Origin of the sequence: Desulfogranum mediterraneum DSM 13871, from assembly GCF_000429965.1 — a bacterium.
In the GTDB taxonomy this organism is placed as follows: domain Bacteria; phylum Desulfobacterota; class Desulfobulbia; order Desulfobulbales; family Desulfobulbaceae; genus Desulfogranum; species Desulfogranum mediterraneum.
In genome coordinates this window covers 23,969-38,317 of sequence record NZ_AUCW01000028.1, presented here as the reverse complement: position 1 = coordinate 38,317, position 14,349 = coordinate 23,969, and the positions used below count along the sequence as shown (strand labels likewise).

Here is a 14,349-nt window from a genome sequence, read left to right as displayed (position 1 = left end):
CCACGGCCTGGTGGAGCAGGAGCCTGTCCCTACCTTATCAGCTATCCAGGGGCAACTCAACTGTAAAGACCGTGCCGCTGGGCTGGTTGTCACGGACCAGGATGGAGCCGTTGTGCTCACTGACAATGGTGTGGGCAATGGCCAACCCCAGGCCGGTTCCCGACTTTCTGGTGGAAAAATAGGGCTCAAACAACCGGAGTTTGACATCTTCGCTGATGCCCGGGCCGTTGTCTGCCACCGAGAAGCCGACCCAGCAGTCAGGCTGCCGGCGGTGGAAGAGGGAAATCGAGATTTCGCCGCTGTTCTCCAGGGCAGCCACCCCGTTGTCGAGCAGGTTGATCAGTACCCGCTTGATCTGGACCGGATCAAAGTCGGCCAAGGGCAGCTTTTCCGGAGTATCCAGGCTGAAGCGGATATGTTTATGGGCCTCCTTGTAGAGGACAAAGACCTCTTCGACCATCTTGAGCAGGTCGGAGCGCTCTTTGTTGATCTTGGGCATCCTGGCAAAGTCGGAGAACTCGCTGACCAGCCGTTTTATCTCCTCCACCTGGTTGACGATGGTGGTGGTGCACTGATCAAAGATATCCTGATCCTGCTGGATGGAGGCCAGGTAGCGTTTGCGGAGGCGTTGGGCAGAGAGCTGGATCGGGGTGAGGGGGTTCTTGATCTCATGGGCAATCCGCCGGGCCACCTCCTGCCAGGCTGCCAAGCGCTGGGCCTTTTCCAGTTTGGTCAGGTTGTCAAAGACGATTACAAAGCCGATGGGCTTGTGCTCCTTGTCCACCATCCGGGTGATGTTGACCTGGAGCGAGAGGGTCTCTCCCTGGCGGACCGTGACCCGGAGATGTCGTTCAATGGAGTTCTTCCCGGTGGAGAGCAACTCGGCCAGGAAACTCTCCACAATCATGATATGGGGCTTGGGGAGAAAGTGGTGGAAATCCTTGCCAACGAGTTTTGAGGGCTTGATATGGAGCAACTCTTCGGCAAAGCGGTTGATGGTGGTGATCTTGTTGTTCTCGTCCAGGGCGATGACCCCGGCTGCCACACTCTCCAGGATGGTCTCCAGGTAGCGGCGCTGCTGTTCGGAAACCAGGTTGCTCTGCTGCAGGGCCTGGTGGGCCAGGGCCAGCTTCTTGTTGGAGGCATTGATGTCGGCGGTCATGGAGTTGAAGGAATCCACCAACAGCCCCATCTCGTCATCAGACTCCTTGTCCAGGATAAAGTTGAGATCCCCGTCTGCCACCCGTCTGGTGGCCAGGGCCAGTTTATTGATCGGCCCGGTCAGGCTGCGGGCAATGTAAAAACCGAACCAGATCGCTCCAAAGAGGATCAGCAGGGTGATGATCAGGAGCATGATGATCAGGCTGAGTTTGATCGGGGCCTTGAGGATCACCAGCTGGCGGTAACCGGTGATGCCCTGGGAGACGGCGTGCATCTGCTCCAGGCGGTCGCTGGGGATGAGCAGGGAGGTGACCAGGATTGCGGGTGAGCGCTGGGGCGGCTCCAGCTGGACAGGCACGATGGCCAGGATCAACTCGCCGTCACTGGTGTTGAGGGTGATGATCTTGGTGGCCTTGCTGTTGGCTGCCTGGCGCATCGCCTCGGAGGGGATGGCCGGCAGGGCGGTGGAGAGGAGCCTGGGGCCGCGGAGGGAGAGAAGTTGATGGTGGTTGTGATCCATCAGGGAGATACTGTCCGGTGCACCGGGCGGGGCAATGGCCAGGGTCCGTCGAAAGAGCTGTTCCAGCTCGCCAAGATCCTTGATCCTGACCGTCCCGTTTTCGAGGAGCTCCGCCAGTTGGTCCCCGATACTCTCTGCCCGTTGCTCGGTGTCATGGAAGATGGACTGGGCCAGTTTTAACGAGGCCTGGAGGGAGTCCTCCACATTGGAGTTGAACCAGTAATCCATGGAGGTGGAGACAAAACGCAGGGCAATGAAAAAGAGGAGGATCGTGGGGACCAGGGAGAGGGCCACAAAGGAGACCACCAGGCGGGTGCGGAGCTTGGAGCCCAGGATCTTCTGGTTGCGCTCAAAGACCAGTTCCACCAGGTTGCGCAGCACCAGGTAGAGCATGAGCAGCAGCAGCAACCCATTGATGTTGATCAGGGCAAAGATCAGGACGGTGCTGGAAAAGGGGAGGTTGAAGTCGCCCTTGAGCAGTCCTCGCTGGAGGTAGCCCAGCAGCGGAATTAAAAGAATACAGCCGCCGATGATGTAGCGGATCAGGCGTTGTTTCTTTCTCTTTTGTTCAGGTGTGAGCATGCACCCTCCTGGGAGGATATTAGTAACGGAACTCCACGGTGCGCCAATCGGTTTCAAAATCCCAGAGTGAGGTAAAGGGCAGGATATAGTGGATCCCCAGGGGCAGGGTGTTTTTTTCCAGGGTGGCCTTGAGGCGGAGACTATAGGGGGACTCCGGTTCCAGCTCGGTTAAGGGCACCACATGGATGCCGTTGAGCTCGGCCATCAACTGTTTGGCCTCCTCCAGGGAGCGGGTGGTGCGGAGCTTGCCGGCGCGGTTGGAATGTTGAATCTGATACTGCTGCTTTAAGCTGTCGTAGGTCATGGTATGGGTGATGACCGTCTCTACCAGGGTGGCGTCAAACCAGCTGCTTCGCTCCCTGCTCAGTTCAACTTGAAAGACAAAGCTAATGGGGATGCCGTTCTGGACGCCGGTGATCATCTCCGGGGTAAAGCAGTTGGCCACCGTGGCAAAGAGCAGCAGCTCGCTGTTGGAGGTGGTGACGATGATGTCCTTGAGTTCCGGGGAGCGTTCCTTCACGGCTCCGTTGGAGCCGGGGGCCAGGAGCAGGAGGGCGAAGAGGATGAGCAGGAGTGGGCGTAGTAGGGCTTTCATAGGGGCTGATCAGCGGCTCTTGGGCCGGATGGTATCGTAGCTTAAAGGGATGGTTCAAAAAATAGTGATTCTACTTTATCTTCAGGATTTTGTCCATCTCTTGCCGTCCTAATCGCCGTGCCAGCTTGAATAATTGTTGTTTTGCCCGCTTTCTGGCTGATGTTGAAAAAAAAGGCTCTGTCCGGATCTGCCAAACCATGAGCAGCCGGGGGGCTCTGCCCGGGTGTGGGCAACGCTCGGCAAAGGGGGGTCCGGGAACATGAGGCGAGTCTGAAGGCGAGTCTGAAAAGGTGCTTTTTCTTTCCGTCTCAGGGTGGGCGTCTTCATTATTCAGGCAATCCTTGAGCCTGAACAGAAGAGTTGATTTGCCAGGGTAGGCGCCAGCTGCAAAGCGGAACCAGCAAGAAAAGGTCCCGGCTGCTGCGGTTTTCTGGTAGTTTTCTTGTATAATGGCACCAATATAGGTATGACATGCCCAGGCATGAGCAGGCGGCTTTCGGCTATCCGGATCCACACCCTCGACCGACCAAGAGGATGGCCTGGCGCCGGTTAGATTGATTTTACAGGATAAGGGGGAGTATGTCGCCAAGACCGAAAAAAAAGCGCCGTTGTCAGGGGCCGTTTTGTAAGAGGGCGTTTAAGCCGGCCGGGGAGCCTCTCCACGATCTGAAAAAGATCCCCCTGTATCAGGATGAGCTGGAAGTGTTGCGCCTCTGTGATCTGGAGGGGTTGATCCAGGAGGAGGCCGGTCAACGGATGGGCGTTTCCAGAGGAACCGTCCAGCGCCTGCTGACCGCGGCAAGGAAAAAAACAGCCCAGGCCCTGACCAGCGGAGGGGCCCTGATTTTTGCCAGGGAAGGGGAAGAGGATCTGGAGGATGAGCTCTAAAGAGGCCTGGCAACACCACAGGGTTTGACAGATCCGGAGCGGTATTCTATATAACCATATTTTCCCGGGCACGGTTGTCGGCAGAGAAGCTGCAGCGATCAGTCGTCTGCTAAACGAGAACAGATAGGTGAATAATTCTATGAAAAGGACGGTACTCGTCACCGGAGGCTGCGGCTTTATCGGTGCTAATTTTATTCGTTCCATGCTGGAGGCCCAGCCTGACTGGCAGTTGCTCAATCTGGATAAACTGACCTATGCCGGTAATCTCCAGAATCTGGCAGAGGTCGCGGCAGATCCCAGATACACCTTTATCCAGGGGGATATCTGTGATCGTGCCCTGGTGGAACGGATCTTCAGCGACTATCCCGTGGACACGGTGGTTCACTTTGCTGCAGAATCCCATGTAGACCGTTCCATCAGCGATCCCGATGCCTTTATCCAGACCAATGTCTTCGGCACCTTCAGTCTGTTGGAGACGGCCAGGAGATCATGGTTGGCCGAGGGCAGGAAGGCCGCAGGTCAACGTTTTCTCCATGTGGGGACCGATGAGGTCTACGGTTCTCTGGGGGCTACCGGTTTTTTTAGCGAAGAGACCCCCTATGATCCGCGTTCTCCCTATTCCGCCTCCAAGGCTTCTTCCGATCACCTGGTGCGCTCCTATTTCCATACCTATGGCCTGCCTGTTCTGATCACCAACTGTTCCAACAACTACGGCCCCTATCAGTTTCCGGAGAAGTTGATACCCCTTATCCTCAACAACGCCCTCCAGGGCAAGGCCCTGCCGGTCTACGGTGATGGCGCCAATGTTCGCGACTGGCTCTATGTCGAGGATCACTGTGAGGCCATTGCAGCGGTGATCGAGAAGGGCAGGGTCGGCCAATCCTACAATGTCGGCGGTCATAACGAGAAGAAGAATCTGGAGGTGGTGGAACTGCTCTGCGATATGCTGGATGCCAAGGTGGGACTGCTGGCCTCAGGGGAAGCCAGGCGAAAGAGCATCACCTTTGTCACAGATCGGCTGGGGCATGACCGTCGCTATGCCATAGATGCCGGCAAGATTGAGCGGGAACTGGGTTGGACGCCGCGTTATACCTTTGAGCAGGGGATTGCCAAGACCGTGGAGTGGTACCTGGCCAACAGCGCCTGGATGGAGGCGGTGATGGATGGCTCCTACCAGCAGTACTATGAGAAAATGTATACCAACAGATAAGGAGCGGACAAGAGATTATGCAGGTTACAGCAACGGAAATTCCTGAGGTGCTCGTCATCGAGCCCCAGGTGTTTGGCGATTCCAGGGGTTTTTTCTTTGAAAGTTTCAACCAGAGAAGCTGGCAGGAGATGACCGGCCTGGATACGGTTTTTGTCCAGGAGAATCACTCCCGCTCCCATCAGAATGTCCTGAGGGGATTGCATTACCAGATCAGGCAAGCCCAGGGTAAGCTGGTACGGGTCATCCAGGGGGAGGTCTACGATGTGGCGGTGGACCTCAGACAGAGTTCAGCCACCTTTGGCCGGTGGGCCGGGATCCGTCTCACTGCAGAGAACAAGAAGCAGTTCTGGGTGCCTCCCGGGTTTGGCCACGGCTTTGTGGTCCTCTCCGAGGTGGCGGAGTTCCTCTACCTGACCACCGACTACTATGCCCCGGAACATGAACGGGCCATCATCTGGAATGACCCCCAGCTGGCCATTGACTGGCCCCTGAAAGGGGAGCCGCAGCTCTCGGCCAAGGATGAGGAGGCGGTGCTGTTCAAGGATGCCGAGCTCTACGCCTGAGAGGGCGGATGGCGGGGTGGGCTACCAGTCGACCTTGAAGATATTCTCCATGGGCTTGACCCGGGTAATGGTGATCTTGGTGGTATCGCCTGGTTCCACCGGGAAGTGGGGATTTGTCGGCAGATCGATGTCAAAGAGGCAGTCGGTGAGCAGCAGGTTGACCCGTTTGGGGCCCCGCCCAACCACCAGGGCACTGAGCCGCTGGCCGACCCTCCCCTCCAGGTAGCGCAGGATCCAGTAACGGTGGCGCTGCTGGCGCACCCCGTTTGCCCGGCTCAGTTTTTGTTGGATCAGCCCGGCAAAGGTCTTGCACTGTTCGGCGGAGAAGAGGATACCCTTGCCGTGGATCATGTGACTGAGCTGATGTTGCATGGCCAGGTCCAGGAACCTGCGGATGGGCGAGGTGATGGTGGTGTAACTGTTCAGCCCCAAACCGCTGTGGGGTTTAGGGTGGGCGGTCAGTTCCCCCCTGGAGAGGAATCTGCGCTGGAGGGCGATATCCTGGAGGCTGTTGTTGACCCCTGCGATCAGACGCCGTTTCGGCGGAGGTTGGGAGCGGAACAGGCCCGGAGCCTCACGCGTGGCCAGGTATTCGGCGGCAACGCCGTTGGCCAGGATCATCAACTCAGAGACCAGGTTGCGCGAGGGCGTATCCACCGGAGAGAGAAAGATCTGGATGTTATCCCGGTTGCGGATATCGATGTTGGCATCAGGGAAGGGCAGCAGCAGGGCCCCGTTGGCCACCCGGTTGCGGCGCAGCTGTTCCCGGACCCTATTCAGGCCGGCAAGGGCTGGGTCCGACTCCAGCATGCCATCGGCATCCCGGTAGTTGAGCTGGCGTTTCACCTGGATGATGGAGGGGACGATGCGGGTGCGAACGATGTTGGCCTCCTGATCCAGGGTGACCAGGAAGCTGACCGCCGGCCTGATCTTGCCCTTGATCAGGCTGCAGACATCCAGGGACAGGCCCTTGGGCAACATCGGGACATGGCCCTCGGGAAAGTAGAGCGAGGTGGCCCGTTCCTGGGCCTCGGCAAAGAGTGCGTCCTGGGGGGAGATGTGGTAGCTCACATCGGTGATGTGGATGCCTACCCGGACCTGGCCGTTTTCCAGCTCCTCAAAGTGGAGGGCGTCGTCAAAGTCGCGGGTAAAGGCGCCGTCAATGGTCAGGATATCCAGTTCCCGGAAATCCTTGCGCTTGGGATCGGCCAGGAGCGCCTCCAGGCTGGGCTCCTTGATCCGGGCGGCGCTGTCCAGGCTGGTCTGGGGGAAGTCCACGGGCTGTTCAGACTTGAGCAGGGCCAGGTTCTCGTCCCGGTCCCAGACCCCGGCATTGACCAGGACCCGATAGCCGCAGCCCGGCAGGGTCAGTTCCGCCTTTTTCAGCAGGTTGCGGATCAGGGCGGGTTCCTCTGAGTCGTTGCCGTAGAGCACGAATTCGGCGAGCCAGTCGAGGCAGCGATCCCGATCAGGCCACTGCTCTGCGTCGACGTTTTCACCCTGGTGGATGGTGCGCAGGTGTCTGGCCCCTGCCTCCAGGATTTGCTCCTTTTCCTGCTGCTTGGCAAACTCGTCTTTGAGGTGTTCGACCTGTTCCGGGGTATGGACAGTGATCTGATCGTTTTTATACTTAAAGAAGAAGCGGTCGGCAAAGATCGCCCGGACAAAGCCGGCCAGTTGCTCATCATCAAAGCCGTCCCCCAGGGCCAGTTCTGCCAGGAAGCGGGAGGAAAATTTTCGATCCTCCTCCTCGCTGAGGATCTCCCACAACTCCTCGATGGCGATGGTCTCGGCCAGGGCCGAGCGGTTTTTGGCCGCCTCCTGGAGGAGTTGGAGTTGCTGCTCCCGGGAACAGTCCAGCGAATGGTGCTGCCGGGAGAAGGTGATGACCCGGGACTGGGGCAGGCTGATTTCTCTGCCGTTTTGATTGATGAGATGGAGCCGTTTTTCTGAGATTCTCAGAACCAGGGAGCAGATAAATTTGCCGCCATCAAGATATTCAACAAGGGTACCGGGAGTGATCATCATCTAACACATTGCGAAGTTCGGGAGTCATGGTAAGCTACAGTGGATAGCAGGAATATCCCTCTTTGTCATTATTTTCTTTGGATTATTTTTCTCCAGGCCCCAGGGGATCGGCCGGGGAACAGATAGTTCTAACTCTTTGAGATTCAGTAAAAAGGATATAACGTGATCCAGGAAACCTATCGCTCGGGCGTTGTTGCCATCGTCGGGCCCCCAAATGCCGGCAAATCCACGCTGCTCAATCAGCTCTTGGGCCAGAAGATTGCCATTGTCTCCAATAAACCGCAGACCACCAGGAACCGGATCCTGGGGATCGTCACCGGGGACTCCCACCAGATGATTGTCCTCGATACCCCCGGCCTTCATCAGGCCAGGGACATGATCAACCAGGAGATGGTCCGGGTGGCCCTGGAGAGTCTTGCCGAGGCGGATGTGGTCCTCTTCATGGATGACTGTGCCAAGATGAATGCAAAACTGCTGGCCAAGCGGATAGAGGAGTATCAGGAGTACTTTGGCCATATCAAGGCGCCCTCCCTGTTGGCGCTGAACAAGATCGACCTGGTCAAACCGGAACAGCTCCTGCCCCTGACCCGGGAGTACAGCCAGCTCCACGCCTTTGAGGCGGTGCTGCCCATCTCTGCCTTGACCGGGGACGGGGTGGAACTCCTGGTTGAGGAGATCGTCCGACGCCTGCCCGAAGGCCCCCAGTACTATCCCGATGATATCCCCACCGATGCCTCGGAACGGTTCATCGTGGGTGAGATCATCCGGGAAAAGGTCTTTCAGCTGGCCAAGGAGGAGGTGCCCTATTCCACGGCCGTGGTGATCGACTCCTTTGAGGAGAGTGATGACCAGCGGCCGGTGGTCATCCACGCCACCATCGTGGTGGAGCGGAGCTCCCAGAAGGGGATCATGATCGGCCACCGGGGGCAGATGCTGGCCCAGATCAGGAAGAAGGCCTGCCATGACATCGAGCAGCTCCTGGGATGTAAGGTGCGGCTCCAGCTTTGGGTCAAGGTGCGCAAGAACTGGACCAACAACGAGCATATCCTTCGGGAATATGGGTTGAGCTGATTCAGTCCGGCTTCAGTCCGGTCCGCCGGATTTTAGGGACGCTCGGCTGCGATCTCCAGGCTCTTTAAGATGATCAGAGCGGTTTGGAGCTGATTGTCCCCCTTGAGCCTGGCAGCCAGGGCCGGCGAGGTATCTCCGTCTGTTTCCTCTGAGCTGTCGGCCTGGGGCTTCTCCTGACCGGCAGCATCCTCGAGGTGGTGGGGGAGATCCCGCTCGCGCAGCTGCGGCTCATCTTGGCGGTCCAGCTGGGGCCTTGCCGGGACCTCGATGTCCGGTTGAATCCCGGTGTTCTGGATGGAGGTCCCGTTGGGGGTGTAGTAACGGGCCGTGGTCAGACGGACCCCGGCACCTCCCGGCATGGGAAGGATGGTCTGCACCGAGCCCTTGCCAAAGGAGGGGGTACCCAGGATGATGGCCCGTTTATGATCCTGGAGTGCACCGGCGACAATCTCCGAGCCGCTGGCTGAACCGCCGTTGACCAGGACCACCATGGGGGTGTGGTTGAAGGCGCCGCCGGGGTGGGCGGAAAAGACCATCTCCTGGCTGTTGTCCTTGCCCTTGGTGGAGACAATGGTGCCCTGATCGATGAAGATGTCGGTGACCTTGACCGCCTGATCCAGGAGACCGCCTGGATTATTGCGCAGATCCATGATGAGGCCCTTGAGCTCTGCTGCCTTGCCGGCCTCACGGAGGGCCTGGCGAACATCCCTGGTGGTGGCGGATTGGAAGGTGGAGATGCGCAGGTAAAAGAGGCCCGGCTCCAGCTCCATACCCTTGACCGAGTGCAGCGGGATGGCGGCACGCTGGAGCTCGATGTCGCGCATCTCCCGCCAGGTACGGCGAAAGATGGTCAGGGTGACCCTGGTGTCCCGCGGACCGCGCAAGCGCTTCATCGCCTCCAGCAGGCTCATGTTCTTGGTCAGCTCACCGTCGATGGCCAGGATCTGGTCACCGGCCTCTATTTCCTTTCTGGCGGCAGGGGTCCCCTCAATGGGGGCGACCACGGTCAGGATCCCGTCTCGGATGGTAATCTCCAGACCTATGCCGTTGAACGAGCCCTGGGTCTCCTCCTGCAGCTCCTTGAAATCCTCGGCCGACATATAGGAAGAGTGCGGATCCAGGGAGTTGAGCATGCCGTTGATGGCGCCGGTGATCACCTCCCTGGTATCCACCTCATCCACATAGTGCTGCTGGAGCAGGGCCAGGACATTGGCAAAGAGTTCCAGCTGCTGGTAGGTCTCCCGATTGAGCTGGCTGTCATCGGCCCGGGTCGGAACGGCCGCCAAAAGGAGGAAGAAGCTGAACAGGATGAGCCGGCAGAGCTGTTGTCGGCCCTGTTGCCATGGTCGGGAGCGGCGGATTCCGGGAGCAGCAGGCTGAAGGGGGAGGGGGGCAGGATGTCGTTTCATGGCTACGATTCTGGTTGACTGTCGGCTTGAGCTGTGATCCCCGGGAGGGGCGCTTCTTTCAGGGTAACGGTAAAAGGGGAGAGAATCAATGGATTTATGGGTGCAAACAGGCAGCCTTTGAGATGTACAGCATCTTCAGGCCAGCCTGAGCCATGGGGGCGAGGCCGGCTGGGGGCCGGTCCTAAGCTGAGCTTATCCTCTTTTCTGTCGAGCCGATGGCAGCCCCTCAACTATGCTCAAGGGGCCGAGTCGGCCAGGAGCGCCCCTGGGGTGAACCACGCTGTCGGATCTTCCGCACTCGAGCCGTGGCGGATTTCAAAGTAGAGTCCTCGACCAAAGAGGGTGGCGATGTTGCCGGTGGTGCCGATGGTCTGGCCCCTGCCTACCTGCTCACCCTTGTGGACCTGGAGGCGATCCAGGCGTGAGGTCACCGAGTAGTATTCAAGGCCATGGTCGATGATCACGGTCTTGCCAAAACCTCGCATGTAGCCGGCATAGAGCACCCGGCCCTTGAAGACCGCCTCCACCCTGGCCCCATTCTCTGCCTTGATGGTGATGCCATGGCTCAGCGCTCCGTTCTCATCCCGCTTAAAGCCGCTGACCAGTCTGCCGCCGACAGGCGGTTTGAGTTGGCCCTTGCTGAGGAGAAAGCCCTTGGTTTTGCGTTCTTTTTTCCTGCGAAGCTCCTTGATTGTGGAGGTGAGGCCAAGCTCTGCCTTGTGCATCTCCACCAGGGCCTGGGCATAGAGATCCTTGCGCTTCTTGGTCTGTTTGAGCAGGGCCTGCTTTTCTGCGGCAATGAAGTCCAAGGCCTTTTTTTCCTCCCCAGCCTGGCTGAGAAAGTCCGCCTTCACGGTTTTTTCCAGTTCATTGGCCTGCTTGGCCTGGAGAATCTGGCTCTTCTTGGCCCGGTAGGCGGCAAAGACCGACCGGTCATAGGTGACCAGCGAGCGGAAGGCATCTTCGAAGAGAAGGATGTCCGGCAGGTTTGTGTCGGAAAAGGTGACATTGAGGAACCTGGAGTTCCCCCTGAAGTAGTAGGCCTTCAGCCGGTTGAGCAGGTGTTGCTGCAACTCCTTCTTCTGCCGGTCAATCTCCTGGAGCCGCTCCTCCTGGCGGAGGATGAGCAGGTCCTGGCGCTGGATCTGCTCCCTGATCTTCCTGATCCCGGCCTGTTTGAGCTCGATGGTCCGATCGAGTTCCTCCAGTTCCTGGAGCAGGGTCTTGGACTGTTGTTCACTTGCTGTAACCTTGCCCTGATGGGTCCTGATCGATTTGCGGAGTTTGCCGATGTTGATGGTGTGGCGCTGGATGCTCCGGTTTTCAGGGGTCGGCTCGGCGGCCAGGGCCGCCAACGGCAGCCAGCAGCAGAGGATCAGCAGAGGGAAACGATACATGGGCCTGCTCAGAAGCGGAGGGTCTTGCGGGTTGAGGAGAAGCTTCCCAGGGCACAGAGCAGGGTGGCGACCATCATCAGCAGGGCGATGGTTGCGGGCGGCAGAAAGGAGCAGGGGAAGAGCTCAAACAGGGTGGAGCCGGAAAACCGGAGCAAAAGCCAGCGGTAGAGCAGATAGAGCGCGCCCATGCCAAGGCCGGATCCCAGCAACCCCTGGAATCCGCCTTCCAGCAGAAAGGGCATCCGGATATAGTTGTTGGTGGCCCCGACCAGGCGGAGCAGCTCAAGCTCCTTTTGCCGGGAGAGCAGGGTGAGACGAATGGTGTGGGCCACCATGAAGGTGGTGGTCATGATCAACAGGCAGCCGGAGAGGATGACCACGATCTTTATCAGTTGGATAACGGAGTAAAAACGCTCGATCCACTCCTTGCCGTACTGGACCCTGAGGACTCCGGGCAGGGTCTGGAGGTAATCGGAGAAGCGTTTGATCCTGGAGAGGCTGTCCAGGCTCTTGATTGGCGAGACCTGGATGGAGGGGGGCAGGAAATCAGGGGGCAGGTCCAGGAGGATATCCCGGTCATCCCCGAGCTGCCTGGAAAAACTGGCAAAGGCCTGCTGGCGACTGACAAAGGTGATGGATTCCACCTGATCAAATTTTTCGATTTTCCGGCGATACTCCTCCTCCAGGGGCGGGGAAGGGTCCTCGTCCAGGTAGACGATCAGACGGAGGTCGTCCCCCAACTCCTGGCCGATGAGGAGACCGTTGAAGTAGGCCAGGTAGAAGAAGGAAAAAATCAGGATGGAGAGAGAGACCGTGAACAGGGTGGTGAGCTGGGACTTCCAGGTGTTGGCCATGTTCCGGCCCGTATGACGCAGGGCTGCAGAGAGTAAGCTCATAAAACGGTATCAACTTGGGCCACAGCCTCGCTGGGCCGGGCTGGAACAGGGGGGGACGTGTCCTGGAGACCATGTTGGAGTCGGATGACCCGGTCCCGCTGCTCCTGGTAGATGGAGGGATCATGGGTGGCAATGATCAGGGTGGTGTCCCGGCGCTGGAGCTCTTTGAATAAGCCCATGACCCTCTGGGTGGTCTCTGCGTCCAGGTTGCCGGTCGGTTCGTCGGCCAGGATGATTTCAGGGTAGTTGGCCACTGCCCGGGCAATGGCTACGCGTTGCTGTTCGCCGCGGGAGAGTTCGGCTGCCGGGGTGTTGAGCTTGGATTGGAGACCGAGCTGTTCCAGCAGCTCACGGGTACGTTTCTGGATAAAGGAGTTCTTGCGATAGACGATCTCCATGGAAATGGCGATATTGGCGGCCACGCTACGCTCCGGGAGCAGTTTGAAGTCCTGGTAGGCCATGCCGATCTTGCGGCGAAGGGTATAGAGTTTACCTCTGGGGATCCTGGCGATATCCATACCTGCGATCTCCACCAGTCCCTTGGTAGGAGGCTCTATTCGACTGATCAGCTTGAGCAGGGTGGTCTTCCCGGCGCCGCTTCTGCCGGTTAAAAAGACCTTCTCCCCTCTGTTCACCGAAAAGGTAATCTCTGAGAGTGCTGTAACATCAGGTTGATAGGTCTTGGTTACCTTGATCAGGTCAACCATGGTCTCTGCAGGAGGTGTCGACGGGTTCATGGCAGGTTCAGGGCAAGGGAGCCTTTCAAGATCAAAGAGTGGGTCATATCTGCCGCTGAGTCTTGCCACTGGACGGCAAGGGATCAGGGCGGTAAAACAGGGCAGGAGCCTTGCTCGGGAGAGCTCACACCTGAACTGTAAGGACTATATAGCGTAAGCTCCCGGTTATTCCAAGGGAAAACAAATCGGCCTCCAGGCAAGGGTTCCAGCCGCTAGGGAAGGGCGGATGGATCTTGAAAAAAGTGTTTTTTTATGGCTCTTTGGTATATTTATGCATAATTATGGTGCCTTATCCATGAGTGATTGAGAACCAAGTAGAGGGAAAAGTATTTACTACCCCATCATCTGGCTGGTATGCTGGTAGATTTGGCTGGGCGCTGATTTTAGGCTACCTTGAAACATTGCATGTTCTTCCCATCTCTGCCGCCTTATGGTGTCTGCCTCATGGTGAAAATTGTATCCTCGGAATATCAGATAGATGGCTGCGGTTACATTCTCACCATGCTCGGAGTCTGCGCTTAGCTGATCTTGAACAAAAAATCTCATTTTTCAATGACCCTTAAGAGAGCCAGTACCGTGAGAAGAGGAGCAAAAGACGAGATGAACTATGAAGCCGTCATTTTTGATTTGGACGGGACCCTGCTTGATTCCCTGGCAGACCTGGCAGCCAGCGGTAACCGGGTGCTGCAGCTGCTTGGGCTGCCGTCCCATCCCCTGGAAAGCTATCGCTATTTTGTCGGCAAGGGGGTGGCTGTACTAGTGGAACGAATGCTGCCGCCGGAGGAGCGTAGCCCTGCCGCCATGGGTCGGGCCGTCGAGCTGTTCAAGGAGGATTATGGCGCCCACTGGGATGTGGTCACCGCTCCCTACCCGGGGATAGAGGCCATGCTGGAGACCTTGGTGGAGCTGGGGGTTGGCTTGAGTATCCTTTCCAATAAACCGGATGCCTTTGTCCAGCGCTGTGTGAGCAAACTGCTGCCTGGGTATCGTTTTTATCCCAGGTACGGACATCGCCAGGGGGTTGCCAGGAAGCCCGATCCTGTCGGGGCCATCGAGATCATCGAGCAACTGCAGCTTCCCAGGGAGAAGGTACTCTACGTGGGCGACAGCGGGGTGGACATGGCCACGGCCCGTGGTGCCGGTCTCGCCAGTGTGGGCGTTCTCTGGGGCTTCAGGGAGGCAGCAGAGCTCAAGGCTGCCGGAGCCAGTTACCTGATCGGAGATCCCGCGGAATTGATCACCATTGTCCAGGGATCCTGAAGAGATCGTTGTTTACTTTGGTCAGGGACCGA

Annotated in this window: 12 protein-coding genes; 5 read left to right on the top strand and 7 right to left on the bottom strand. The window is 58.0% G+C overall.

Going from position 1 to position 14,349, the window contains the following annotated elements:
- Positions 1-37: 37 nt before the first annotated feature.
- The gene (locus G494_RS0113155; RefSeq protein WP_028584919.1) at positions 38-2,263 is read right to left on the bottom strand and encodes a sensor histidine kinase; all 2,226 of its coding nucleotides are present in this window, start codon (positions 2,261-2,263) and stop codon (positions 38-40) included.
- A 19-nt stretch (positions 2,264-2,282) separates the two neighbouring features.
- Positions 2,283-2,858 carry a DUF4390 domain-containing protein gene (locus G494_RS0113150; RefSeq protein ID WP_028584918.1) on the bottom strand — a complete coding sequence of 192 codons (576 nt, stop codon included), beginning with the start codon at positions 2,856-2,858 and terminating at the stop codon, positions 2,283-2,285.
- Positions 2,859-3,437: 579 nt separating this feature from the next.
- On the opposite strand from G494_RS0113150, the gene G494_RS0113145 reads away from it, so the two are divergent.
- The 3 genes from G494_RS0113145 to rfbC all read left to right on the top strand — a co-directional run bounded on the left by G494_RS0113145 (position 3,438) and on the right by rfbC (position 5,519).
- A complete protein-coding gene (locus tag G494_RS0113145; protein WP_035246465.1) occupies positions 3,438-3,746 on the top strand; it encodes a DUF134 domain-containing protein in 309 nt (102 codons plus the stop codon).
- Between the two features lie 139 nt (positions 3,747-3,885).
- Complete coding sequence (rfbB, locus tag G494_RS0113140) at positions 3,886-4,956, top strand: dTDP-glucose 4,6-dehydratase (RefSeq protein ID WP_028584916.1); 1,071 nt, start codon at positions 3,886-3,888, stop codon at positions 4,954-4,956.
- 17 nt (positions 4,957-4,973) lie between these two features.
- Entirely contained in the window at positions 4,974-5,519 is a 546-nt protein-coding gene (gene rfbC, locus G494_RS0113135) for a dTDP-4-dehydrorhamnose 3,5-epimerase (protein ID WP_028584915.1), read from the top strand.
- Between the two features lie 21 nt (positions 5,520-5,540).
- On the opposite strand, the gene G494_RS0113130 is transcribed toward rfbC, so the two are convergent.
- Positions 5,541-7,547: a ribonuclease catalytic domain-containing protein gene (locus tag G494_RS0113130; RefSeq protein WP_051305683.1), complete on the bottom strand. Its 2,007-nt coding sequence runs from the start codon at positions 7,545-7,547 to the stop codon at positions 5,541-5,543.
- Positions 7,548-7,709: 162 nt separating this feature from the next.
- Between G494_RS0113130 and era the strand changes: the two genes are divergently transcribed.
- Entirely contained in the window at positions 7,710-8,618 is a 909-nt protein-coding gene (era, locus tag G494_RS0113125) for a GTPase Era (RefSeq protein WP_028584913.1), read from the top strand.
- A 32-nt stretch (positions 8,619-8,650) separates the two neighbouring features.
- On the opposite strand, the gene G494_RS0113120 is transcribed toward era, so the two are convergent.
- The 4 genes from G494_RS0113120 to ftsE all read right to left on the bottom strand — a co-directional run bounded on the left by G494_RS0113120 (position 8,651) and on the right by ftsE (position 13,057).
- Positions 8,651-10,027, bottom strand: coding sequence for a S41 family peptidase (locus G494_RS0113120; protein ID WP_084456810.1), 1,377 nt, complete (start codon positions 10,025-10,027; stop codon positions 8,651-8,653).
- A 236-nt stretch (positions 10,028-10,263) separates the two neighbouring features.
- Positions 10,264-11,424 carry a murein hydrolase activator EnvC family protein gene (locus tag G494_RS0113115; RefSeq protein ID WP_028584911.1) on the bottom strand — a complete coding sequence of 387 codons (1,161 nt, stop codon included), beginning with the start codon at positions 11,422-11,424 and terminating at the stop codon, positions 10,264-10,266.
- Positions 11,425-11,432: 8 nt separating this feature from the next.
- The gene (locus G494_RS0113110) at positions 11,433-12,320 is read right to left on the bottom strand and encodes a cell division protein FtsX (RefSeq protein WP_028584910.1); all 888 of its coding nucleotides are present in this window, start codon (positions 12,318-12,320) and stop codon (positions 11,433-11,435) included.
- Complete coding sequence (gene ftsE, locus G494_RS23400) at positions 12,317-13,057, bottom strand: cell division ATP-binding protein FtsE (RefSeq protein ID WP_084456809.1); 741 nt, start codon at positions 13,055-13,057, stop codon at positions 12,317-12,319. Before ftsE ends, G494_RS0113110 begins: the two co-directional genes overlap by 4 nt.
- Before the next feature lie 600 nt (positions 13,058-13,657).
- Between ftsE and G494_RS0113095 the strand changes: the two genes are divergently transcribed.
- Positions 13,658-14,317 carry an HAD family hydrolase gene (locus tag G494_RS0113095; protein ID WP_028584908.1) on the top strand — a complete coding sequence of 220 codons (660 nt, stop codon included), beginning with the start codon at positions 13,658-13,660 and terminating at the stop codon, positions 14,315-14,317.
- Positions 14,318-14,349 lie beyond the last annotated feature (32 nt).

What these genes read in the sequence shown, in the direction of transcription:
- G494_RS0113110 (WP_028584910.1), bottom strand. Translation starts at nt 12,320, where the DNA reads ATGAGCTTACTCTCTGCAGCCCTGCGTCATACGGGCCGGAACATGGCC.
- ftsE (WP_084456809.1), bottom strand. Translation starts at nt 13,057, where the DNA reads ATGAACCCGTCGACACCTCCTGCAGAGACCATGGTTGACCTGATCAAG.
- G494_RS0113120 (WP_084456810.1), bottom strand. Translation starts at nt 10,027, where the DNA reads ATGAAACGACATCCTGCCCCCCTCCCCCTTCAGCCTGCTGCTCCCGGA.
- rfbC (WP_028584915.1), top strand. Translation starts at nt 4,974, where the DNA reads ATGCAGGTTACAGCAACGGAAATTCCTGAGGTGCTCGTCATCGAGCCC.
- G494_RS0113130 (WP_051305683.1), bottom strand. Translation starts at nt 7,547, where the DNA reads ATGATGATCACTCCCGGTACCCTTGTTGAATATCTTGATGGCGGCAAA.
- G494_RS0113145 (WP_035246465.1), top strand. Translation starts at nt 3,438, where the DNA reads ATGTCGCCAAGACCGAAAAAAAAGCGCCGTTGTCAGGGGCCGTTTTGT.
- G494_RS0113155 (WP_028584919.1), bottom strand. Translation starts at nt 2,263, where the DNA reads ATGCTCACACCTGAACAAAAGAGAAAGAAACAACGCCTGATCCGCTAC.
- G494_RS0113115 (WP_028584911.1), bottom strand. Translation starts at nt 11,424, where the DNA reads ATGTATCGTTTCCCTCTGCTGATCCTCTGCTGCTGGCTGCCGTTGGCG.
- G494_RS0113150 (WP_028584918.1), bottom strand. Translation starts at nt 2,858, where the DNA reads ATGAAAGCCCTACTACGCCCACTCCTGCTCATCCTCTTCGCCCTCCTG.
- G494_RS0113095 (WP_028584908.1), top strand. Translation starts at nt 13,658, where the DNA reads ATGAACTATGAAGCCGTCATTTTTGATTTGGACGGGACCCTGCTTGAT.
- rfbB (WP_028584916.1), top strand. Translation starts at nt 3,886, where the DNA reads ATGAAAAGGACGGTACTCGTCACCGGAGGCTGCGGCTTTATCGGTGCT.